Below are 21,609 nucleotides of genomic sequence, written 5' to 3' on the forward strand. Positions count from 1 at the left end.
GCCGACACGGTAAGTTTTTATATTTCGCCATTGAACCTTTGTGCTACAAACCGGAACTCACCCACTGTGAAAGCTAGTGCCGTTTCGCTGTCAAATGGGTTGATCAGGGTAAAAAACTAACGCTTTTCAGTTAGGTAAGTCGACAAACAGCGTTGGCTAAGGCATAAACCAAGTTTTGCCAATCCGCTTCGCATTGGTTTCACATTCCTTCTTCTTTCCCGAGGGCAATACTTATGAACCGAATAATATCGCTGCAACTCCCCGGCAACATCGCGCATCAATCTATCTCCCGACAGCGCAACACCCTACCTTTCAAGACCTTGGCAACGGCCATCAGTATTGCCGCAGCTCTAGCCGGCCCAGTCAACGCCGACTCGATTCCGGCCACCGTTCTGGACCCTAATTTACAGGTCGGTGTGGCGGTCAGCGGACTTACTCAGCCGATTGGCGTGGTGTTTTTGGCGGCCAGCGATATGCTGGTGCTGGAAAAAGCCTCCGGACAAATCAAGCGGGTGATCAACGGAACAGTGCAAGCAACACCGGTGTTGGACTTGGCGGTCAATTCAAATTCCGAACGCGGCCTGCTAAGCATGGTTTTGCACCCGCAATTTCCCGAGGTGCCGGAAGTCTTTATCCGCTGGACCGAAAGCAGCACCGGGGCCGATTCCACGGCGGTTTTGGACGTACCGCTTTCGGGAAACCGCATCGACCGCTTTCGCTGGGACCCTACAGGCGGCGGACGCTTGGTATTCGACCAAAACATATTGAAGCTCCGCGCGCTGCAAACCGACAACATCCAGGTCGCCGGACAACCGCCCAGCGCCAACGCCAATCCGCAAGGCAATCATAACGGCGGGGTAATCAAATTCGGCCCGGACGACCATCTGTATGTCTACACGGGAGACCTGGGACGCCGGGGCTGGATGCAGAACCTTGCTAACGGCCCATTCCTGAAAGCACCGTTAGTAGACGATACCTATAGCGGTCCGGAGCCGGACGACGAGCACTTATCCGGCGTGATTTTACGCATCAATACCAATGGCAATGCGCCGGTAGATAATCCGTTTTTCGCGACCGGCGCGGGGATCGGCGGCGAAGTGGGCGCCAATATTCAGAAGATTTATTCCTACGGTCACCGCAACGGATTTGGCATGGCGTTTGATCCTGTTAAAGGTAATTTATGGGAAACCGAAAATGCCGACGACGCCTTCAGCGAATTGAATCGCGTGATTCCCGGCATGAATGGCGGCTGGATCCAGTTTGCCGGTCCCGCCAGCCGGATCGCGCAATTCAAGGCAATAGAAACTACCCAATTCAATAACGCCATGCAGCAGGTGCGTTACCCACCAACCCGCATTGCCTATACCTCGGCGCTCGGCAAAGCGCGGCTGTTCTCGCTGCCAGGCTCGACCTATGTCGACCCCGAACTGAGCTGGAAATACGAGATTGGCCCGGCCGGCGCGGCTTTTGTCGATGGCGATACGCTCGGGGCTGAGTACAACGGCACGCTATGGATGGGTTCTTCCAGAGGCTTCGCGCAAGTGGGTGCGAATGGCGGCAGCTTGTACCGTATCAAGCTCACGGCCGATAGATTGCATGTCGATGTCAGCGCCGACCCGCGCTTGGCGGATAAAGTCGCCGACAATCTGTTTCGTGCGCAAAAATTCGACGGCACAGAAAGCGAAACCTTAAAAATCGGCAGCGGCTTCGGCACCACCACCGATATAGAGCAAGGCCCGGACGGCAATTTGTACGTTGTATCCATAACCGACGGCAGTATTTACCGCATCAGCCGTAAGCCTTAAACCTAACAGGAGTAACATGTGATGAACACATTCAGCAACTTAAAGTCAGTGGCATGCTTGGGGATATTGATCGGCAGCTTTTCCATGCCGAGTCAGGCCAATTTGTTAGTAAACGGCGGTTTCGAGTCGGGTTTTAATAACTGGACCCGCGCCGATCAACTCGGTAGCGAAGGTAGTTTTTTTCAGCAAAGCGGGACCAGCAGCCCGGAAAACGGTTTTTCGGTAGCAGCACCCGTGGAAGGTAGTTTTGCGGCAATGACCGACGCCCAAGCCGGCGGCAGCCATGTCTTGTATCAGGACTTTGTGGTGCCGACCGGCGTGGGCATTACCAGCCTGGCGTTTTCTTTGTATCTGAATAACGCCGCTGACAACTATTACAATCCGGGACATCTGGATTGGGCAACAACCGGCACTCCAGGCTCGACTAATCTCAACCAGCAAGCGCGCGTCGACATTTTGAGCACCACGGTCGATCCGTTTAGTACCACTGTTTTACAGAACCTATTTCAAACCAATACCGACGATCCTCTTGAATCCGGCTACACCGCCTTCTTGATCGACATCACTACCTTGCTACAAGCGCATCAAGGCGAGACCTTACGCCTGCGTTTTGCCGAAACCGATAACGTCGGCCCTTTCAATTTTGGGGTGGACAACGTCAGCATCTCCCAGGTGCCGCTACCGCCGGCCATTTGGTTGGCTTTATCCGGCTTCTCCGGGCTGTTTTGGCTGGGTCGCCGCCGCGAAGCTTCGGTCTGATAATCGCTTGACGGATGTTGGGCTTGCCGGCCTCGACATAGCCCAACATTTCGATGCAAAAATTCGCCCTATTAACCCGGCCCTTAAACTCCGTGAATTAATTATTCCGGCAAAGGCCGGAGCGGCGGTATTTGATAAACAGCTAAATATGTTCATCGCGTTTGTAAAGTACCCGCCCTCTCCAGCCATTTACCGGCTTTTTCATTTAGCCAAGCCTGAGCAAACTCGTCTTTTTTGATCACCATATCCAGAAAAGCACTGGACACACTAGCGATAGCCGCGACCTGTTTATAACCCAGGTTGGGATCTTGGCGTTCCGGCTTACCGAACAAACCCAAATTGGGGCTGCCCCCACCGGAGCCGCGCCGCCCACCACCGCCATGCCCACCGGGACCGCCACCCGAATCCATGCCGCCCATGCCGAATTCTCCACGCCTCGACCCGCTCAAGCCAAACCGTCCACCCAGTTCATTGCCCGCCAGCAAGCGATGCCCGGCGCCGCGTAATAACAACAGATATTTGCCGCCGGCCGGGGCCTGTTCCCAAACCGCCGTGCGCACGGCGGCGGAACTGATCGCGTAAGGATCGTTATCTTCGCTGCCGGTAATCGTCAGCATCGGCAGACGCAAAGCTTGAAACCGGCTACGCACATTGCCTTCCGCCAAATCGACCGAGGGGCTTAACACCATCGCCGCAACCGGCTTGAGTTGGTCCGCGCGCGGCAAACCGCTGCCGAAATTCTCGCCCAAAGCCGCCGTCACGGTTTGCGCACCCAGGTCGTAGCCAGCCAGTATCACCTTGCTGAAGTCGGCGGACGCATACAAGGGTTGCCGTAAGCCGGCGCGAGTTTGCACCTGCGCATAGGCCCAAAATAATTGCGCCAAGCGAGTCTTCAAATTCTCCACGCCAAAGTATTGATGGCCGACGTAACGCAATTCGCTTTCCCGAGCCGTTCGCGATTGCCGACGCGGCTTGTCACCAAACCAACCGCCGCCAGCCGGCTCCGGTCGCAACTCCATGTTTTCATCAGCCAGCTCCGCGTTTTCGTCGTCCGGCATCTCCTCCGGGTCATCGAAACGCCGTTCCGCCTCCAGGGCCTTCAAGGCTTGGCTAACCGGCACCGGCTGCATGCTAAACACCAGATAGCCGGCCTTGGCCCAGGTTTCCCGCCACAAACGCCCGGCTTTCGCATCTTCGCCCAAGCTGGGCAGATAAATAATCAACGGGTAGCTTCCCGGCGTACTCGGCCCGACCAGTTCCACTTCCAGTTCCGTTTGCTGATAAATCCAGACATCGTGCGTAGCATCAACCGCAAAATTCCGTGCGGTTTTGTAGCCGCCATTGCCCAATACCTCGCTCAACTTTTCCTGCTGATCTTCCAGGCTGGGCAGCGGCGGTCTGGAGGAACAGGCGACAAACAGCAGAAGCGAGCAACAAAAAATCAAACGGCGTGACCTATTCATCCGGCTCTCAAACTCCCTAGACTCGTCATTCCCGCGCAGGCCGGAATCCAGCATAGCCGCGGGGCTCCCGCCTGCGCGGGAGCGGCAATATTTCAAGGCCTGGGAAATAAAAAATTTATAAGCTTGGGACATGACTTTGCAACTCCGGCAAAAAATCGGCGACAGGTGATCGAGAGCGGCATTATCGCCGACAGAGGTATCAATCGGCGCTGGTAAATTGTAAAAATGGGTAAACCCGTCTGAGCCGGCTAAAGGTGCGGATCGCGCTGCAAAACGTCCAAGGCTTGATCGAAAGCAAACACCTCGACATGCCGCATCAAAGACGCAACACCCTCGTGGCCGAAAGCTTGCCGTAGTTGCTCCCGGTGGTTTTGTACATAAATTTGGGATTGAATATTGCCCTCCTCCAGTAATATCCGAAGGCCTTCGACCACCGCACGCAGAGCTTCCTCGGAATAGGTGGACGGCGAAATCTCTTGAAGCGCGCGCTCAGCCGGCAACACATCGAGAATCTGCGTAATAAACAAGGCGAGTTGCTCAGTCAATTGTTTGAGCGGACGCTGCAAAGAATCGACCGCAGCGGCGGCTTGCTGTTTTAAGGCCATTTCGATGCCCTCGGCGGTCTGCCGGATGTGGGTTATCCCCAAGGTTGCAGCACTGCTTTTTAAGGAATGCGCGGCTCTTTGCGCGGATTCCCAATCGCCGACAGTCAATAACTGCCGGATATTGTCGGCTTCGGCCGCATGCCGCTGCACGAAATGGCGTAACTGGCGCAAATAAAACGGCAGCTTGTTTTGCAGATTGTGCAAACCGGCCTGTAAATCCAGGCCCGGGATATTCGCCAAGCGCTCGTGCAGGGCCGCGTTGCCGTCGTTTTGCTCATCCGAGGTTTTATGAACTTGGGCCGATTGGGTGGGCGGCAAAGGCGGCATCCAGCGTAATATCACGTCGTACAGCACCTCCGGATTGACCGGTTTGGGGATGTGATCATTCATCCCGGCGCTCAGGCAAGCACGTCTATCTTCGTCGAACGCATTGGCGGTCATGGCCAATATTGGTGTTTTTTCCCGCCCCGGCATGCGCCGAATCACCAAACTGGCGGCGATGCCATCCATCTCCGGCATTTGCACGTCCAGCAGAATCAGGTCGTACAGCTGTTTAGCGGCCATATCGCAAGCGCTGCGGCCATTTTCGGCCAAATCGACCAATAAACCGGCCTCTTGCAACAACTCCAACGCCACTTCCTGATTAATCAAATTGTCTTCGGCCAACAACACCCGCCGTCCTTTCAGGTTGGCTAAATCGGGGCGCCGCGCATCCGCAGGCGTTTTTTGCCGCCATCCCGACAGCACGCCGGCAATCGTATCGTGTAAGGCTGACAGCGTCACCGGTTTGGCGAGATGCCCAACAATCCCGGCGCTACGTAATTCCTCGGCGCTGCCGTCGTAACTATAGGCGGTCACCAGGACAATTTTCGGTAAGGAATCGCCAAGCAGTTCGCCCATCCGGCGCGCGGTTTGAATGCCGTCCATCACCGGCATCATCCAGTCCATCAACACCAGATCGAACGGTGAATCGGCTTGCTGGGCATCCACAACATTTTGCGCGGCCGCCAATCCGGAATCGGCCACACTCACCCGCGCTTCGAACCGAGTCAGCATGTGCGCGATGGCTTCGCGGGCCTCGGCCACATCGTCTACCACCAATACTTTTAAACCTTTGCGGATATCCGGCTTAGGCAATTGCTGCGCAGAACCCGCGGCATATTCGAACGGCAACTCCAACCAAAACGTACTACCGCGGCCCAATTCGCTCTCCACGCCCACCGTGCCGCCCATCAGTTCGATCAGGCGTTTGCTGATGGCTAGCCCCAAGCCCGTGCCGCCGAAGCGGCGCGACGTGGTGGAATCGGCCTGTTCGAAGGCTTGAAATAACCGGCTGCATTGCTCGGCATTCATGCCGATGCCGGTGTCGCTGATTTCGAATCGTGCCACAATCCCCACCGGATTTTTGGCTATCAATTTAGCCCGAAACACGATATGCCCGACATCGGTAAACTTGACTGCATTGCTGGCAAAATTAAGCAAAATCTGCCCCAGCCGCAGCGAATCTCCGCGTAACACCGCTGGTAGCGCCGGGTCGATACGATTTATCACTTCCAGACCTTTTTCGGCGGCGCGGTCGCAAATCAGGTCGTTCAAACTTTTAAAAATATGGTCAAGATCGAAATCGCCGATGCTCAGGACCAATTTGCCGGCTTCGATCTTGGAAAAATCCAGAATGTCGTTGATGATGCCCAGTAAATGCTGGGCAGCGACCGAAATCTTGGTCAACTGCTCGCGCTGCTTGGCATCCAGCGTGGTATTTTGCAGCAAATGCGTCAAACCGATAATGGCGTTCATCGGCGTGCGGATTTCATGACTCATATTCGCCAGAAAGGCGCTTTTCGATACGTTGGCCACTTCCGCCGCTTGCATCGCATCGGCCAACTGTTCGGTGCGTTCAACGACTAATTCTTCCAGATGTTCGCGATAGTTCTCCAACTCTTCGAGCATCTGTTTCTTCTCGGTGATGTCGTCCTTGATTGCCATGTAATGACTAATCCGGCCGTCTTGCTGTCGAATCGGCACAAGGATGGCCGACTCCACAAATTCGCAGCCATCCTTGCGCTTATTGATAAATTCGCCCTGCCAGGATCGGCCGTTAGTCAAATTATCCCAAAGCTCCACGAAATACTCGGGCTTGGTTTTACCCGATTTCAAAATATTGGCTTTTTGACCCAACAGTTCGGCGCGTGAATAGCCGGTGGTCTGGATCACCGCTTCGTTGACATACTCGATACGCGCATCTAGATCGGTAATAACGATGCTCTCCGGGCTTTGCTCGACAACCAGGGATAATTTGCGCAGTTCCTCTTCAGCCCGCTTGCGCTCGGTGATGTCCACCAGCGATGCCAATAAATTGTCGCCCATGGTAATGCCGGAGATGATGGCGGTGCGCACTTCGCCGTTTTTACAGGTAACCTGATATTCGTGGGACTCGATTGGCGCCTGCTGCTCCGCCGCGCGGCGCTGCAAATTCTGCCAGATGTCGAAAACCGATTGCCGGTAAAGCGGATCGGGATAGGCATTGCGCCACCAATCTTCGGCGGTTGGGATGTCGGACAAGGTATAGCCAAAAGTGCGAGCAAAAGACTGGTTCATGGCCAGCATGGTGCCGTCGGCCGCCATCAACGCCATCGGCACCGGCGCCACATCGAACAACCTGCGAAAATTAGCCTCGCTTTCCTGCAACGCGGCCTTGATACGCTTGCGCTCGGTGATGTCGCGGACAATCTTCGACGCGCCGACGACCTTGCCGTCGCTGTCCTTAATCGCCGAAACCGTCGCGGCGACGTCGATCCGGCTGCCGTCCTTACGCAACCTTTGGGTTTCGTAGTTGCTTATCCGCTCGCCGTTCACAATCCGCTGTAGCAACTCGGCTTCGGTGGCCAGTAGTTCGGCTGGAAACAGCAGCGTAATCGGCTGGCCGACAATCTCAGCGGCACTGTAACCGAAGATACGTTCGGCCGCAGCATTCCAACTGGTGACGATACCCTCCAGATTTTTGCCGATAATCGCATCGTCGGAAGAATTTACTAGTGCCGCCAACTGAGTGCGTTCTGCCACCAAACCCTGCTCAAGTAACACGTTCGCCGCTTTCAAAGCCTGTTCGACCCGTTCACGTTCGGCAACTTCCAGTTGCAAACGTTGGTTGGCCTCGCTTAACTGCGCAGGACTGGGCAATTGCAGCGCTTTGGGAATCAGCGGTATCAGCACCGCCACCGTCACCACCGAGACTATCGCCGTCACCACTTTGGCAAAAGCATCTAGTCCGTAAAGTGGTTCCCAAATCACCACGACATCCATCAGATGAGTCGTACCGCAGGCCAGAATGAACACCACAAACAACCATAACACCCGGACATACGGAAAATCCTGCCTATGCCGCGCGAAATAACCCAAGGCAACCGGCAGCAAAAAGTAGGACAAAAATATCAAGCCATCGCTAATCACGAAGGTCCACAACAAACCCGGCGACCAGCTCAGGCAATAGCCATGCGGCATAAAATTATTGTCGGTCAGAAACTTTAGAATTTCATTCATGGCAGGAATTTCGGTAAAGGTTATTTCCGCGATTTATGATCGGCTACCAGGGCACAGTAGCGTAAAAACGCATATGCGCTGCGGGCGCTCTCGATCAAAATCTGTACATGTAAAAATAGCACCTAGCTAAAACCGCGTTAGATTTAAGCCTTTAACACTATCAATTCAACTCCGGCGATACGTTAAAGAAGCGGGGTGGCACGACAAAATAACGGCGTTTTCGTTAATTTCGGCAATGCCGTCGGGCAGAGGCATTCAAGCCCTACAAGGTCTGGATCTTAGACCCACGCAGAAGACTACCGCCGCCACTTCAAAAAGGTTTGACCTACCTTTTACCGGCACGTGTTTTAGCTTGCTCCGCCGTTTTGCCGGCGGCAATACGCGCCAACAATTCGCTGGCTGGTTCGTCGTTGGGGTCTTGCGGGACCAGTTCGCCGCGAAAGGCTTTGGCCAGCAACGATGGGTTTGTGGTAATTCGCGTTGAACAATTACAATCCCCGATAATTGACGGCTTCAACACAATGGCACACGTGACATCGCAAACCCAACCCCAAAAAACCTCGTTACCGGAACATTCGGTAATTCTACCGATGATGCAGTTGATCTGGCGGCCGTTGGCGACCTTGGCCTGGATCCACAATCAGTACGGGGATCTGGTGCTGGGACGACTTTTCGGCAGAAAAATATTGTTCGTCTGTAACCCTGAACACATCGAACAAATCTTTAACCTGGAAGGCAAAGGCTTGTTGAACCGGGACTTTCTTTACGACGCCAAACAGGTACTGTTCGGCAACGGTTTGGTTAACAGCCAGAACGAAGTGTGGAGCAAGCAGCGCCGTTTGATGCAGCCCTTGTTTACCAAAGAGGCGGTTAAGCATTACGAGGCGATTATGATCGAGGAAGCCGCCGCCGTGGCGGGCAACTTGAAAAACGCGGCCGGTGGCCAAGTCAATTTGACCTTGGCGATGAAAAATCTGATTCAGCGAATTTTTATCCGCACCCTGCTCGGCAAATCGGTAGACAGCATTAGCAATAGCGCGGAGCTGATCAAGGTTATCGAAGTAATCTGCCGGGAGTTACCGGTACAGTTGGGTAGCGAAATTATCTTTGGCAGCCGCTTGAAACGCTTTATTCCGTTGAAATCCAAGCGCTATCATGCCGCGGTCGATTATCTGAAAGCCTTTATCCGCGAAGAAATTGCGGAAAAACAGCACAATCCGGGGCAAGACCTGATATCGCTGTTGATTCAGTCTAGCGACAGAAGTACCGGCTACACAATGCCTGACGAACTACTGCAAGACGAAGCCGTTAATCTGTTCTTTGCCGGCCAGGAAACCACGATCAACACCTTGTTGTGGTTTTTTTATTTAACCGGCAAGCATGCCGATGTGCGCAACAAGATTGCCGCGGAAATCCGCCAGTTACCCGAAGAGCCGCTATGCGCGTCCCACCTGAGCCAACTGCGCTATACCAAGGCCGCGTTAAACGAAACCTTGCGCCTTTATCCACCGACGTCGGCACTGTCGACGCAAACCGTGCAGGACATTGAACTAAGCGGCTATAGCATTCCAAAAAGCACTACGGTGTTGTTGAGCATGCACACCACTCACCATCACCCCCGGCTGTGGCAGACACCGGAACAGTTTAATCCGGATAGATTCCTGGAAACCGCGGCGCCGGAACGGCACACATTTTCCTTTTTTCCGTTCGGCGGCGGTGTGCATAATTGCATAGGCAAACATTTTGCTGAGCTGGAAATGTTGTTGATCATCGCCAGCTTTATCAGAGAATTTAGCTTTGAAACCAATATTACCGCTAAAGAAGCCTTTAGTATCACGTTAAAGCCTGATCAGCCGGTTGTTGGCAGAATTATTCCTTACAAATAATTTTTTAAAAAAAATATTTTGGGTTTTATATTTGCCATTGCACTCTGGTAATGAGCAACAACTATTAGAATAAAATTAGTTGCATCGGCAAAAAATAAAAACCAACTATTCTGATTTCATTCTGTTGATCTAACCATTGATTTTGAAGAAGCTGCATTACAACCGTCATCACCACACCACCACTGATCTCCACAACCGCCGAGAAACAGAGCAACCAAAACAATTAGTATATTTTTATTAATTTTCATGATTTTTTACCCTGAGTTAGATTAAGATTCGCAATACGGCATAAAGAGTTCCATGCGATAAAATAATGTCAAGACTCGACCATGGCATGTTCTGTAACAACAATCGCCACCGGTTTAAAAACGGCTACTCAGAGAAACCAGTAAGCAAGATTTCCAGACGCGACAACGGCGAATTTTCATAGCTCACTATCTTGATTGGACTTGAAAATTACCCAGGGGGCTTCCGCCTGCCTCAACGCAAAAGCCTATTCCACGGCCACGCAGGCATCTAAAATCTTCCGAAAATACACTAAAATATTTTGGTGCCGTCTCCTGCCATTGGCCGATTTGCAAACTAAATTACCGGGCGCAATTCAGCGTGTGCAGCAGTCGCAAAGACCGAAACAACGCTAAAAGCCGCAACAGACCGGCGGTGCCACACGCTTATAAGCTTTTGAAAAATCAAAATATTCCGAGAGGCGTCACTTAAAATACGGCAAGCAGCACGGTACTTTGGATTAGGAAAAAACTTAAGACATTAGGGATTTTTGACAGCCGCTCGCTACCAAATGGCCGCCAAATTAAGCTAATCGGTATTACCTGAATGTACATGTTGCTAAACTATTTCATCCGGAGATAGCAATTGTCATGCTGGCCGTTCACACTGCTGCTTGCACAAAACGCTTTGCTATCCGGCTTGTTTTAGTAGTCAATCTCTTGAACTTGTCCGGCCAGAAGCCGTCAGAATGCATCGAATTGATCGGTGCCGTATTTTCTGATTGATTTCTTGCCAAAATTACCAACCCTTAATATCAACAGTGGCAAATAAAGCCATATAACCAAAATAAAAATGAAATTTAGAGTTTTTCTGCAAAGACTATCTCATCCTCGCGTTAGAAGACGATTAAAAATTGGCCTGTCCGTTTGGGGCGTGGCTATTGTCATTAGCCTGATTTCTAAACTGGCTTATGATATTGGTTATTTTAAAGCGCAATCGTTAATAAACGATAAAAACACCGCAACACCTAATACCACCCAGATACTATCCATAGAATCAGCTCAGCGCATAGTATCCGGGGCTTTAAAAGAAGATCCTGATTATCCAAAGACAATTGTGACGCAGGTTATTGATAACAACCAAAAGCTGGCGACTATTATTGTCGAAAACAATAAACAAAGAAAAATAGGCTGGATTATCGATATGCGCTTGTTTTTTATCGGCGATCTATTTAACGACAACGGCTATAACTTAACCGAGTCTATTGAGCGTCAGCACAGTATCAGTAGAGTAGATAACAGACTAACAACGCCGGAACCCGTCGCACCTTAAACACACGGCATTATTAACCCGGCCCTTAAATACCGTCCGCCTATATGCCCTTGCGGGTACTGAGTTTATCGAATGGCACACCAGCCGGGGCTTCGACGTGCTCAGCCGGAACGGAATACCAGTGATGAATAGGGCCGGGTTAATAAAAGGGATAGAAATAATCTCCAAAAGCCTGTATTTATTGCCAGACAACGAATATTACGAAAAGCAGTAAGCACCGGCGTATTGAGCTTGCGATTGGGGCTCCCGCTTTTGCACCCTAGCCACGCAAATGCCCATCCCCATACGCCACCCACTTGTAGGTGGTGAGCTCATCCGGTCCGACCGGGCCGCGCACATGGAGTTTGTCGGTGCTGATACCCACCACCGAGCCCAAACCGTAGTCACCGCCGCCCGACAAACGGGTCGAAGCGTTAATCATCACCGACGCCGAATCCACCTGTTCTTCAAACTGCCGGGCCAGGCTCAGGCTTTGCGTGACAATGCCGTCGGTGTGGCCGGAACCGTAGTGGTTGATATGGTCTATGGCTTGTTGAATGCCGTCCACGACCTTCACCGACAGAATGGGCGCCAGGTATTCGCTATGCCAATCTTCCTCTGTCGCTGGGGCTACATCGGGTAACAGTTTTTGGGTTTGTTCGCAGCCGCGCAATTCGATATGGTTTTCAGCAAATGCGGTTTGCAGTAGTGGCAATAGCTGTGCGGCGCATGCGCAGTCCACCAGCAAGGTTTCCAGTGCGTTACAGACTTGCACACTTTGGCATTTGGAATTCACGGCCAAGGCAACGGCTTGTTCCGGGTCGGCATCGGCAGCAAGATACAAATGACAAATGCCGTCGTAATGCTTGATGACCGGAATCCGCGTGCCTTCGGCGATGCGCTTGATCAAGCCTTTACCGCCACGCGGGATTAACACGTCGATGTACTCGTCCATTTTCAACAGCTCGCCGACCGCTTCGTGGCCGGGTGTGCGGATGATTTGGATTGCATGTTCCGGCAGACCAGCGGCGACGGCGCCGGCAATCATCGCATCGGTGAGTATCGTATTGGTTTGCAACGCTTCCGAACCGCCGCGCAAGATCACCGCGTTACCGCTTTTGATGCACACTACGGCGGCATCGGTGGTGACGTTGGGGCGCGACTCGTAAATGATGCCGATCACGCCGAGCGGCACCGATTTTTTATAAACCCGCAGCCCGGCCGGATTGGTGTGGCCGGTCAGTATCCGATTCAGCGGGTCCGGCAACTGCGCCACTTTTTTCAGGCGCGACAACATGTAATTAAAGGTTTTGTCGTCTATCGTCAGCCGCTTGACCATCGCATCAGACTGCCCTTCGTCACGGGCCTTGACGATTTCCCGGGCGTTGACTTCCAACACCTGCTGCCTGACCGACTCCAGCGCCTCGGCCATTTTCGCCAACGCCAGATTGCGCGTCGATTCGGAGGCTGATGCTAGTTGGCGAGATGCAGCGCGACTTTGTTGGGCGATGGTTTGGATGGGGTTGGTAGTCATGTTTTTTCAGATCGATTGCTTTTGAGGCTGCTGATTTTGCCCGATTTCATCTGGTGTAGGAATTATGGGTAACCCGCGCCAGCACCTCGGAGGATAATTTGCACCTTCCCATCTCCTGTAACAGAAGCGCGGAAATTGTTGGTTATTTGCATTTTATACTTACCTGCCTTCATTTGAATGTAGCCAAGAGCAACATTGTTCTCGTTACCAGGATTACTCTCGCAAAGAGGTTCAAAAACGGTGTGGCTAATGGATTGCCCATCGATAGTTGCGATGTCAACTGTCAGTGCCAATTTCTGACTTGTTCTTCTCCACGGTTCAACTTGCTCTTGGGGATAGGCACAAAAATATGAAAAAAAAGATCTATGGGGATTGGACAGATCATATTTTTCAGTGGACCTAAACAGAAGCATTAGGGAATATCTTTCGTCCATGGGTACGTCGATGTTCTGGTCGAGGACAGCCCCCTTCTTGGATATATCAATAAAAGCGTCCTTAAGGGCCTGATTTGTCACGCACATAGACATAAGCCACATCGCTAGGCCAATAATTGGTTTCTTGCAAAGGACAAGGGTTGTTTCGTTCATGGCTTTTAAATCAATGAAATGGTACGGAGGGCATGATGAATTTACTAACCGCACTAATTGTTATCGATGCGGCACACATTATTTACCGTACCTTACTGACTATAAAAGCTCTCAAATTCCTTGAAAGCAAGTGAAAGAGCGATAACCTCAATGGCCGTAACAAAAAACATTGCAATTGATAACACGGCATTTTCAATGTCAGTAGCGTTTTCACGCCAAAGCATTGTAATAATAAAATTAAAAAATAGCGGAAACAAACAGACTATGGCAAACATGTTAAAACCATTACCGCGGGTAATAACCCAAGACCATTTTAAACTCACTTTTTTGTCGATTGCGATAGCGGGAAACACCAAGCTTAGCCTTGCAGTTATATATCCGCCTAAAACATGAGAAAATAGTTTTATCCAAAACTTTACATCCTCCAGGCCAATCGAGGGCAAGTTCCTGTTAAACATAAACAACGTACTCATAAAAACAATTGCTTCGACAAGACTCACGACTATAAATACCTGAAAAAGCATCCCTAAAAACTTAGCCGATCGCACACCCATTCTGAAGTCAATGTTGTTATATACCTTAAAATCACTTACAAGAACCAGACGATGACATATTATTGCAAGCCAGGACAAACCGATACCAAGTATGCCCATAAATAACAAAGCCAATGGAAATCCAATATTTTTAGCGTAATTAAATATTAATGCAGAATAAACTAATAAAATTAAAGTCGGCAGCGTAATTACATTGAAGAATTCTTTCTTAGTTATCCAAGCCGTTTTTAGGGTATTCAGAACAATTGGCCAAGCCTGAAGTTTAAATTCCAAGGTCATTTTTAGTCTTCCATAAATTTTAATAAATGGTCTTATAGTTATTGTCTATCTTCCAGTTTCGAACGCTATATATCAATTTAGACCGAACGAATGGGGCAAACAACTAAAGTCAATCAGAAACATAAGGATCGATAACCACATCGCATCTAAAACGCTGAGATAAAAGCATAGACATCCCTTTCCGATTTGACAGAAAAAGCGCTAATCTCTCCGACGCACCAGCCCGTCTAATGCCAGATACCGCACCCGCACACCCTCATCCAAAACCACTTTAAAAGCCAAATGCTTTATCATTGGGCCAGGACACGCACGGAACCCGCATAATTACAATGAATAACACTCCGCAACCCACCGCCAAAGCTTTGATTTCCCCCGTTATTTTATTCGCCGCCACCCTGTTTATCAGCGCCACGCTGATGTTCGTGTTGCAGCCGATGTTCGGCAAGCTGTTGCTGCCGCTGTTAGGCGGCACGCCGGCGGTGTGGAACACCTGCATGGTGTTTTACCAAACGCTGCTGTTTCTAGGCTACTTGTATGCGCATTGGTTGAGTTCGCGGCTGGGTAGCCAACGGCAGATTCAGATTCATACCGCCTTGCTGGTGTTCAGCGTGATTGCGCTGCCGGTGGCGCTGCCGCCGGATTCCGCACCGCCGACCGACGGCGACCCGACTTTGTGGCTGGTGTGGACCTTATTCCTGGCAATCGGCCTGCCCTTTTTCGTGGTCTCCACCACCGCGCCGCTGTTGCAAAAATGGTTTTCGCATAGCGGTCATCATAGTAGCGACGATCCTTACTATTTATATGCCGCCAGCAACGCCGGCAGTTTGCTGGCTTTGTTGAGCTATCCGTTCCTAATCGAGCCTAACCTGGGTTTGGCCAATCAAAGACTGATCTGGAGCGGCGGCTATATTGGCTTGTGCGCGTTGATTGTCGTTTGCGCCGTCAGCTTCTGGCGCAGCCAAGCAGATAAGGAAGACGAGGACGTTTTAACTGACGCCGGCATCGAACCGCCGTCGACGCTGCAACAACTGCGCTGGCTGGCGCTGGCTTTCGTACCGTCCAGCTTGTTGCTGGGCTTGACGCAGTTCATTAGCACCGATATCGCCGCCGTACCCTTGCTGTGGATCGTGCCACTGACCTTGTATTTGCTGACCTTCATCCTGGTGTTCAGCACCTGGGCCGAGCGCATCCGGCCTTGGATGCTGGCTGCACAACCGGCAGTATTGACGGTATTCATCGCTTATTCCTTCATCAACCCGGCCACCTTGCCCTATTGGCTGGATTTGATTTTGCATCTGCTGGCCTTCTTCCTAGCGGTGATGGTCTGCCACGGCGAACTGGCTAAAAGCCGCCCACATCCGCAATATCTGACTCGCTTTTATCTGGTGATGTCGTTTGCCGGCATGCTGGGCGGTTTGTTCAATACCTTCGTCGCGCCGTTTATCTTTAATGCGGTATACGAATATCCCATCATGATCGTCGCCGCCTTGCTGCTGCGTCCCGGCTTTTTCGACGGCAAATGGTTTTTGCAGCCGATTTTTCCGGTGTTGTTATTAATCATCGGCCTGACGATTTATTTCACTACCGAGCAGCTGTTCGATTACTTGGACTTAATCGGCGGCGCGCTGATTCTGTTGGCCGGCGTGAGTTATTCGCTACGGCATAGCCCCATCGGTTTGGGCGCGTTGACCGGGGTGATTTTGTTGTTCACGCTGGGCTTGCACAGTATGGCCTCCAACACCATTTACCAGGAGCGCAGCTTTTTTGGCGTGATGTCGGTGCGCGACACCGTCATCCCCGATGAAAACCAACGGCCGGAAACCGTCCGCGAGTTATATCACGGCACCACCAAACACGGTGCGCAACGCTTGACCGCCGCCAACGTCACCACGCCGTTAACCTATTACAGCCGCCCCGGCCCCATCGGCCAGCTGTTTGCCGAATTTGACAAGGAAAATCAGCATTGGCACATCGGCGCGGTGGGTTTGGGCGCCGGCGCACTGGCCTGCTATAACAAGGAAGGCCAGCTTTGGAAATTCTATGAAATCGACCCGCTGGTAGTGGAAGTGGCGCAAAACCCGGCCTGGTTTACCTATCTAAGCCGCTGCAACAAGCAGGCGGAAATGATCGTCGGCGACGCCCGGCAATCGCTGCTGAAGGAAGCCGATGGCAGCTTCGATTTATTGATTATGGACGCCTTCAGCTCCGACGCAGTACCCACGCATCTGCTGACGCGCGAGGCTTTGCAGCTATACTTTAACAAGCTGAAAGACAACGGTTTACTGGCTTTTCATATCACCAACCGCCATCTGGCCTTGAAAAAAGTCATGGCCGACCATGTCAATCAATTGCATCTGGCGGCCTTGTTGCAGGAATTTAAACCGGAAACCGATGTCCCTCTAGTCATCGCCACCGACTGGGTGGTGATCGCAAAACAGCCCGAGCGCCTGCAACGCTTGCAGCAAAGCCGGCTCGGGCACTGGCAGAAACTGCCGCTGACGTTTGGTTTGCAACCGTGGACCGACGACTTCACTCATATTATTGGCATTTGGAAATAGGATAGGACATGCTCATTACGGACCTTGCCCAGCGTTGCGACGCCACCGCCCAGGGCGGCGACTCGACAACCTTTATTAATTCTGCGGCGGACATCATGTCCGCCCTTCCCCATCAAGTCACCGTCCTCAGCGACGGTAAATACAAAAAATATCTAAAAGACTCCAAGGCTTCGGCCTGTTTTATCGCCGAGCAACTGGTAGACGGCGAAATCCCGGAAAACCTGACCTTGCTAGTCTGTAAAGACCCGGAGATCAGCTTTTTAAATGCGGTTAAGTTGCTACATCCGGAACCGGTGTTTAAACGCCAGGTGTCCGAACATGCGGTTTTGGCCGACACCTCCACACTGGGTTATGACGTACACGTTGGCCCGTTCGCCACGGTTGGTCAACAAAGCAGCATCGGCGACAGCAGCACCATCGAAGCCGGCGCCCGTATCGGCAATCATGTGATGATAGGCAAACACTGCCATATTCACCCCAATGCCGTCATCTATGACCACAGCATCATCGGTAACAATGTGATTATCCACGCCGGTGCTGTCATCGGTGCCGACGGCTTTGGTTATAAATTCCGAGACAACCAGCACGTTAAAGTGCCGCATGTCGGCCATGTGGAAATCGACGATAACGTCGAGATCGGCGCCAATACCTGCATCGACCGCGGCGCACTGGGCGCGACCAAGATTGGTTGGGGCAGCAAGATCGACAACCTGGTGCAATTGGGGCATAACAACATCGTCGGCCGCAACGTCATCATCTGCGGTCAATCCGGTATCTCCGGCTCCTGCGTCATTGAAGACGGCGCCATCCTGGCCGGCAGCACCGGCGTAGCCGACCACGTCAAAATCGGTGCACGGGCGGTAGTAATGGCCCGCAGCGGCATCTCCGGCGACATTGACCCAGGCGCCCAAGTATTCGGTAGCCCGGCCAAAGACCGCAAAGTGGCTTGGAAGGAGTTGGCAGCGCTGGCCAAATTGCCGGAACTGATGCAAAAATTTAAAGCGCTGGAAGCTCGGGTTCTCAAATTGGAAGAGTAAACGTAATTATTCAGCGAGAAGCACAACGCACCCTCTCCTGCTGGACGACTGCATGGATGCAGGAGGCAGTGCATTGCTTGGAGCAGTTGCTTAGAGGACTAGGGTTAGAGGATTAAACAAGACATTTTGCTGATTTAATTCTCCTCTCCCCAACCCTCTCCATCAGGAGAGGGAGCAATTTCGCGGCGATTTGTAGAGTTTTGTGATTCGCTGAATAATCAACACGACAGATTTCTAATTAACTCAATAGGATCGGATCATGAACGACAAACAACGGGTCGCGGAACACGCGGTACAACACGTCAAACCGGGCATGATAGTGGGGCTGGGTACCGGCTCCACCGCCAATTTCTTTATCGAAGCCTTGGCGCGTCGACGAAGCCAGGAAGGCTTGAAATTCAAGGTAGTTTCCAGTTCGGTAGTCAGCGCCAACAAAGCCAAACAACTAGGATTACCCTTACTGGGTATGGAACATATCGACGGCCTGGATTTATATGTCGATGGCGCAGACGAAGTGACTCCCGACCTGACTGTGCTGAAAGGCCGCGGTTACGATCTGGTCCGGGAAAAACTGCTGGCCAAGGCTGCTGATCAGTTTCTGGTATTAATCGATGCCAGCAAGAAGGTCAATCGCATCGGCGAGAAGTTCCCTATTCCCGTCGAAGTCAGCCCATTTGCCTGGCAACTGGTGCAGCGCAGTGTTGCAGCGATTGGCGGCCGTGGCTCGTTGCGGCAAACGGCCAATCAAGACGGGCTGGTGGTTACCTCGCACGGCAGTCTGGTGCTGGACGTGGCCTTCGAATCGACTCTGGACGGCAAAACCCTGAACGATCAGTTGAATGCAATTCCGGGCATTGTCGAACACGGGATATTTTGCGGCCTGACCCGTGCAGTATTTTGCGGACATGATGGGCAAGTGGACGAACAATGGGCTTGAGAGTAAAGCCAGTGTCCTCTCCCCATCAAGGCATTCGCTCAAGAGCCCTAGAACACCCGTCATCCTCGCGAATGCGGGGATCCAGTCTTTTGATTGTTCTGGATTCCCGCATTCGCGGGAACGACAGGATTAGGTTTTTTACGGAACCGTCCAACATATTGAGCCCCCATCGACTCACCTTTATCCCACCGCTTTTGTGGTAGAAGCCGGCTAAACAGTTGGTACATAATCGTCGCATTCGGCTTTTACGCAAATGAGTCTCGCAGTTTCAACGACCCAGCGTCGTGAAAACCTGGCGCCGCAAAACGCCGCCGACAGCCCAAGCACCGGAGCTTATCCGGTCGAAATCAAGAGGAGAACCGCATGTCACAATTAGAAAAAAACCAAGAAGCGCCTTTTTTTAGATCTGCCAATCAAGACAACAAATTGATCTATCTTTCCGATTACAAAGACGAAAAAATTGTCGTGTTGTACTTCTACCCCAAAGACGACACCCCCGGTTGCACCATCGAAGCCAACGACTTCACCGCGCTGGCCGGCGAATTCGATGCCCAAGATACCGTGATCATCGGCGTCAGCAAAGACGATTGCCAAAGCCACCGCGACTTTATCGCCAAGTACGGCCTGAACGTACAACTGCTAGCTGACACCTCCGGCGACCTCTGCGAGGCTTACGGCGTTTGGCAGGAAGTGGAAAAAGAAGGCGTGAAAAAATGGAAAATCGTCCGTTCGACCTTCATCATCGGCAAAGACGGCAAGCTGATCGAAGCCATGTATGGCGTTAACCATGAGGGGCATGCGCAGGCGGTGTTGGATATTATTAAGGGTTTGAGTGCGCCGGCTGAGGCATAACCCGACGACAAAGATTTACCCAGCTTAAGGGCGTATATGGTGCGGTGAGTAAACAAACCGCACCGCTTACACACGATCTTAAAGCATCTTTGAGAAAAGAACTTCGTTTAATGGATGTCCAGTCAACGCGGAAGATGTGCGTTTTATGTCGGTACGTGTAAAACCGCAACCAGCATACGTAGCTTCGGCTGGAGAATTGCCTTGGATGCACCAAAGTTCGATGCGGGAAAAACCTAAACAGGATGATTCCGCAACCGAATGATCCACTAGCTTTCTCCCAAATCCCTGACGCCAATAAGCAGGCGATACATTAAGCGCCCAAAGTTCAACAGTCAGTTCCTGTGTCAAATAACGCGGTGCGCCGATAATTGAAAATCCAAGCGTATTGCCTTTGTCCTCGGCGACGAACACCATGAATTCCTTTGTTGGCTTACTTAGCCGTTCCGCTAGCGAATCCAGGTTTGCTGAAGGATCTAAAGACTCCAAATATTCCAGCGGCATGAAGGGCTGATAAGCGGCTCGCCAAGCATCCACGCGAATTTGACCAATTGCACTGGCATCGGTGGGAGTTGCTAGACGTATCGACATAGGCGAAATAAGGAATCAGGTTTTTTGTTTGTCCAACTATCTGTACATGCAGATGATATACGGTTTTCGATCTGAACTACTACATAGACAGGCACTGGGAAGAAACTGCATCCGGGCGGCCTGCCGAGTCGCCCATCCGCACGCCTAGGGTTCACCGAAACTCCGATCCGCAAAACTCTCGCCAGCCCAGTTTAAAGACAACCAACCACGCCGGACATATACGCCACTATCTCTATTCCTTAAGTCGATTGAAGTCAAGCCATTGTAGCTTCGATGCAGCGTCAGCGGAATCGAGGGCGTCGGCTTTCCAAGCACCAAATCAACATCGGCAATTGAAAGGAACTGGCCTGTGAAACCTCGATTCCATCGAGGCTTGCTTCGGCTGGAGAATTTCGATTGCCTGGTTCCCAAGCTCCTGCTTGGGAACTCTATCTCGGAAGCTCCGCTTCCCGACTCGACTGGAAGCAATAGCTTCCGAGACCAAGGCTCCCAAGCCAGAGCTTGGGAGCCAGTCAAAAATTGCGCCGATACGCCACCATCTCCATTCCTAACGTCGATTGAAGTCCGGCCATTGTAGCCTCGATGCAGCGTCAGCGGAATCGAGGGCGTCGGCTTACCGACCACCATACACATATCGGCAATTGAAGGATATTGGCTTTCGAAACCTCGATTCCATCGAGGCTACTCGCTTAGAGAAGATGATTCCGAGCTTTACCTTGCACTTGTCCAGTTTCCCCATGAAGTCACGCACCGGACCTACGCCGACCGGTTTGCTCCAGTTCTTGCATTCAAATAGTCAGTTCCTGTGTCGGATAACGCGGCGCGCCGATAATTGAAAATCCAAGCGTATTGCCTGCGTCCTCGGCGACGAACACCATGAATTCTCTGGTTGGATTAGTTAACCGTTCTGTTAGTGCATCCAGGTTTGCGGAAGAGTCTAATGACGCCAAGAAGTCCGGCGGCATGAACGGCTGATAAGCAGCGCGCCAAGCCGCCACACGAATTTGGCCAATAGCTTTTGCATCGGCCGGAATGGCAAGACGTATCGACATGGGCGAGATCACGAATAAGGTTGTTGTTTGTCAGTTT

At 51.8% G+C, this 21,609-nt stretch carries 17 protein-coding genes; 8 read left to right on the forward strand and 9 right to left on the reverse strand.

The genetic code is table 11. The features are described 5' to 3' along the window. Positions 1-233 precede the first annotated feature (233 nt). Both METH11B_RS0110320 and METH11B_RS0110325 read left to right on the forward strand, forming a co-directional pair. On the forward strand, positions 234-1,805 hold the full coding sequence (locus METH11B_RS0110320) for a PQQ-dependent sugar dehydrogenase (RefSeq protein ID WP_026601972.1): 1,572 nt from the start codon (positions 234-236) through the stop codon (positions 1,803-1,805). A gap of 21 nt (positions 1,806-1,826) precedes the next feature. Further along, on the forward strand, positions 1,827-2,564 hold the full coding sequence (locus METH11B_RS0110325) for a hypothetical protein (RefSeq protein ID WP_020484989.1): 738 nt from the start codon (positions 1,827-1,829) through the stop codon (positions 2,562-2,564). A 152-nt stretch (positions 2,565-2,716) separates the two neighbouring features. Here the strand turns inward: METH11B_RS0110325 and METH11B_RS0110330 are convergent, their stop codons facing one another. The 3 genes from METH11B_RS0110330 to METH11B_RS29970 all read right to left on the reverse strand — a co-directional run bounded on the left by METH11B_RS0110330 (position 2,717) and on the right by METH11B_RS29970 (position 8,629). After that, on the reverse strand, positions 2,717-4,027 hold the full coding sequence (locus tag METH11B_RS0110330) for a hypothetical protein (protein WP_155931109.1): 1,311 nt from the start codon (positions 4,025-4,027) through the stop codon (positions 2,717-2,719). A gap of 248 nt (positions 4,028-4,275) precedes the next feature. Beyond that, a complete protein-coding gene (locus tag METH11B_RS27810) occupies positions 4,276-8,172 on the reverse strand; it encodes a PAS domain S-box protein (protein WP_026601974.1) in 3,897 nt (1,298 codons plus the stop codon). A gap of 325 nt (positions 8,173-8,497) precedes the next feature. Next, a complete protein-coding gene (locus tag METH11B_RS29970) occupies positions 8,498-8,629 on the reverse strand; it encodes a hypothetical protein (protein ID WP_269319473.1) in 132 nt (43 codons plus the stop codon). 64 nt (positions 8,630-8,693) lie between these two features. On the opposite strand from METH11B_RS29970, the gene METH11B_RS0110345 reads away from it, so the two are divergent. Beyond that, positions 8,694-10,058, forward strand: coding sequence for a cytochrome P450 (locus METH11B_RS0110345; RefSeq protein ID WP_036275812.1), 1,365 nt, complete (start codon positions 8,694-8,696; stop codon positions 10,056-10,058). 116 nt (positions 10,059-10,174) lie between these two features. On the opposite strand, the gene METH11B_RS29975 is transcribed toward METH11B_RS0110345, so the two are convergent. Then, on the reverse strand, positions 10,175-10,306 hold the full coding sequence (locus METH11B_RS29975) for a hypothetical protein (RefSeq protein WP_269319474.1): 132 nt from the start codon (positions 10,304-10,306) through the stop codon (positions 10,175-10,177). Positions 10,307-11,135: 829 nt separating this feature from the next. On the opposite strand from METH11B_RS29975, the gene METH11B_RS0110355 reads away from it, so the two are divergent. After that, positions 11,136-11,615, forward strand: coding sequence for a hypothetical protein (locus METH11B_RS0110355; RefSeq protein ID WP_036275815.1), 480 nt, complete (start codon positions 11,136-11,138; stop codon positions 11,613-11,615). A gap of 259 nt (positions 11,616-11,874) precedes the next feature. On the opposite strand, the gene METH11B_RS0110360 is transcribed toward METH11B_RS0110355, so the two are convergent. The 3 genes from METH11B_RS0110360 to METH11B_RS0110370 form a co-directional block, all read right to left on the reverse strand. Further along, the gene (locus METH11B_RS0110360) at positions 11,875-13,128 is read right to left on the reverse strand and encodes a glutamate-5-semialdehyde dehydrogenase (protein WP_026601978.1); all 1,254 of its coding nucleotides are present in this window, start codon (positions 13,126-13,128) and stop codon (positions 11,875-11,877) included. A 62-nt stretch (positions 13,129-13,190) separates the two neighbouring features. Then, a complete protein-coding gene (locus METH11B_RS0110365; protein ID WP_026601979.1) occupies positions 13,191-13,715 on the reverse strand; it encodes a hypothetical protein in 525 nt (174 codons plus the stop codon). Positions 13,716-13,807: 92 nt separating this feature from the next. Further along, entirely contained in the window at positions 13,808-14,548 is a 741-nt protein-coding gene (locus METH11B_RS0110370; protein WP_026601980.1) for a hypothetical protein, read from the reverse strand. A gap of 329 nt (positions 14,549-14,877) precedes the next feature. Here METH11B_RS0110370 and METH11B_RS0110375 point away from each other — a divergent pair, with 329 nt between their 5' ends. From METH11B_RS0110375 to METH11B_RS0110390, 4 genes are all read left to right on the forward strand, one after another. Continuing rightward, a complete protein-coding gene (locus METH11B_RS0110375) occupies positions 14,878-17,106 on the forward strand; it encodes a fused MFS/spermidine synthase (RefSeq protein WP_026601981.1) in 2,229 nt (742 codons plus the stop codon). Positions 17,107-17,114: 8 nt separating this feature from the next. Beyond that, positions 17,115-18,143 carry a UDP-3-O-(3-hydroxymyristoyl)glucosamine N-acyltransferase gene (gene lpxD / locus METH11B_RS0110380; RefSeq protein WP_026601982.1) on the forward strand — a complete coding sequence of 343 codons (1,029 nt, stop codon included), beginning with the start codon at positions 17,115-17,117 and terminating at the stop codon, positions 18,141-18,143. A gap of 259 nt (positions 18,144-18,402) precedes the next feature. Continuing rightward, positions 18,403-19,080 (forward strand): ribose-5-phosphate isomerase RpiA, encoded by a 678-nt coding sequence (gene rpiA, locus METH11B_RS0110385; RefSeq protein ID WP_026601983.1) that lies wholly within the window; start codon positions 18,403-18,405, stop codon positions 19,078-19,080. Positions 19,081-19,443: 363 nt separating this feature from the next. Further along, entirely contained in the window at positions 19,444-19,932 is a 489-nt protein-coding gene (locus tag METH11B_RS0110390) for a peroxiredoxin (protein WP_026601984.1), read from the forward strand. A gap of 78 nt (positions 19,933-20,010) precedes the next feature. Here the strand turns inward: METH11B_RS0110390 and METH11B_RS0110395 are convergent, their stop codons facing one another. Beyond that, positions 20,011-20,520 (reverse strand): GNAT family N-acetyltransferase, encoded by a 510-nt coding sequence (locus tag METH11B_RS0110395; RefSeq protein ID WP_026601985.1) that lies wholly within the window; start codon positions 20,518-20,520, stop codon positions 20,011-20,013. A 788-nt stretch (positions 20,521-21,308) separates the two neighbouring features. After that, on the reverse strand, positions 21,309-21,572 hold the full coding sequence (locus tag METH11B_RS0110400; protein WP_026601986.1) for a hypothetical protein: 264 nt from the start codon (positions 21,570-21,572) through the stop codon (positions 21,309-21,311). Positions 21,573-21,609: the final 37 nt, after the last annotated feature.

The organism is Methylomonas sp. 11b, assembly GCF_000515215.1.
Lineage (GTDB): Bacteria > Pseudomonadota > Gammaproteobacteria > Methylococcales > Methylomonadaceae > Methylomonas.

What these genes read in the sequence shown, in the direction of transcription:
- lpxD (WP_026601982.1), top strand. Translation starts at nt 17,115, where the DNA reads ATGCTCATTACGGACCTTGCCCAGCGTTGCGACGCCACCGCCCAGGGC.
- METH11B_RS29975 (WP_269319474.1), bottom strand. Translation starts at nt 10,306, where the DNA reads ATGAAAATTAATAAAAATATACTAATTGTTTTGGTTGCTCTGTTTCTC.
- METH11B_RS0110345 (WP_036275812.1), top strand. Translation starts at nt 8,694, where the DNA reads ATGGCACACGTGACATCGCAAACCCAACCCCAAAAAACCTCGTTACCG.
- METH11B_RS0110355 (WP_036275815.1), top strand. Translation starts at nt 11,136, where the DNA reads ATGAAATTTAGAGTTTTTCTGCAAAGACTATCTCATCCTCGCGTTAGA.
- METH11B_RS0110320 (WP_026601972.1), top strand. Translation starts at nt 234, where the DNA reads ATGAACCGAATAATATCGCTGCAACTCCCCGGCAACATCGCGCATCAA.
- METH11B_RS0110370 (WP_026601980.1), bottom strand. Translation starts at nt 14,548, where the DNA reads ATGACCTTGGAATTTAAACTTCAGGCTTGGCCAATTGTTCTGAATACC.
- METH11B_RS0110365 (WP_026601979.1), bottom strand. Translation starts at nt 13,715, where the DNA reads ATGAACGAAACAACCCTTGTCCTTTGCAAGAAACCAATTATTGGCCTA.
- METH11B_RS27810 (WP_026601974.1), bottom strand. Translation starts at nt 8,172, where the DNA reads ATGAATGAAATTCTAAAGTTTCTGACCGACAATAATTTTATGCCGCAT.
- METH11B_RS0110325 (WP_020484989.1), top strand. Translation starts at nt 1,827, where the DNA reads ATGAACACATTCAGCAACTTAAAGTCAGTGGCATGCTTGGGGATATTG.
- METH11B_RS0110400 (WP_026601986.1), bottom strand. Translation starts at nt 21,572, where the DNA reads ATGTCGATACGTCTTGCCATTCCGGCCGATGCAAAAGCTATTGGCCAA.
- rpiA (WP_026601983.1), top strand. Translation starts at nt 18,403, where the DNA reads ATGAACGACAAACAACGGGTCGCGGAACACGCGGTACAACACGTCAAA.
- METH11B_RS0110330 (WP_155931109.1), bottom strand. Translation starts at nt 4,027, where the DNA reads ATGAATAGGTCACGCCGTTTGATTTTTTGTTGCTCGCTTCTGCTGTTT.
- METH11B_RS0110395 (WP_026601985.1), bottom strand. Translation starts at nt 20,520, where the DNA reads ATGTCGATACGTCTAGCAACTCCCACCGATGCCAGTGCAATTGGTCAA.
- METH11B_RS0110375 (WP_026601981.1), top strand. Translation starts at nt 14,878, where the DNA reads ATGAATAACACTCCGCAACCCACCGCCAAAGCTTTGATTTCCCCCGTT.
- METH11B_RS0110390 (WP_026601984.1), top strand. Translation starts at nt 19,444, where the DNA reads ATGTCACAATTAGAAAAAAACCAAGAAGCGCCTTTTTTTAGATCTGCC.
- METH11B_RS0110360 (WP_026601978.1), bottom strand. Translation starts at nt 13,128, where the DNA reads ATGACTACCAACCCCATCCAAACCATCGCCCAACAAAGTCGCGCTGCA.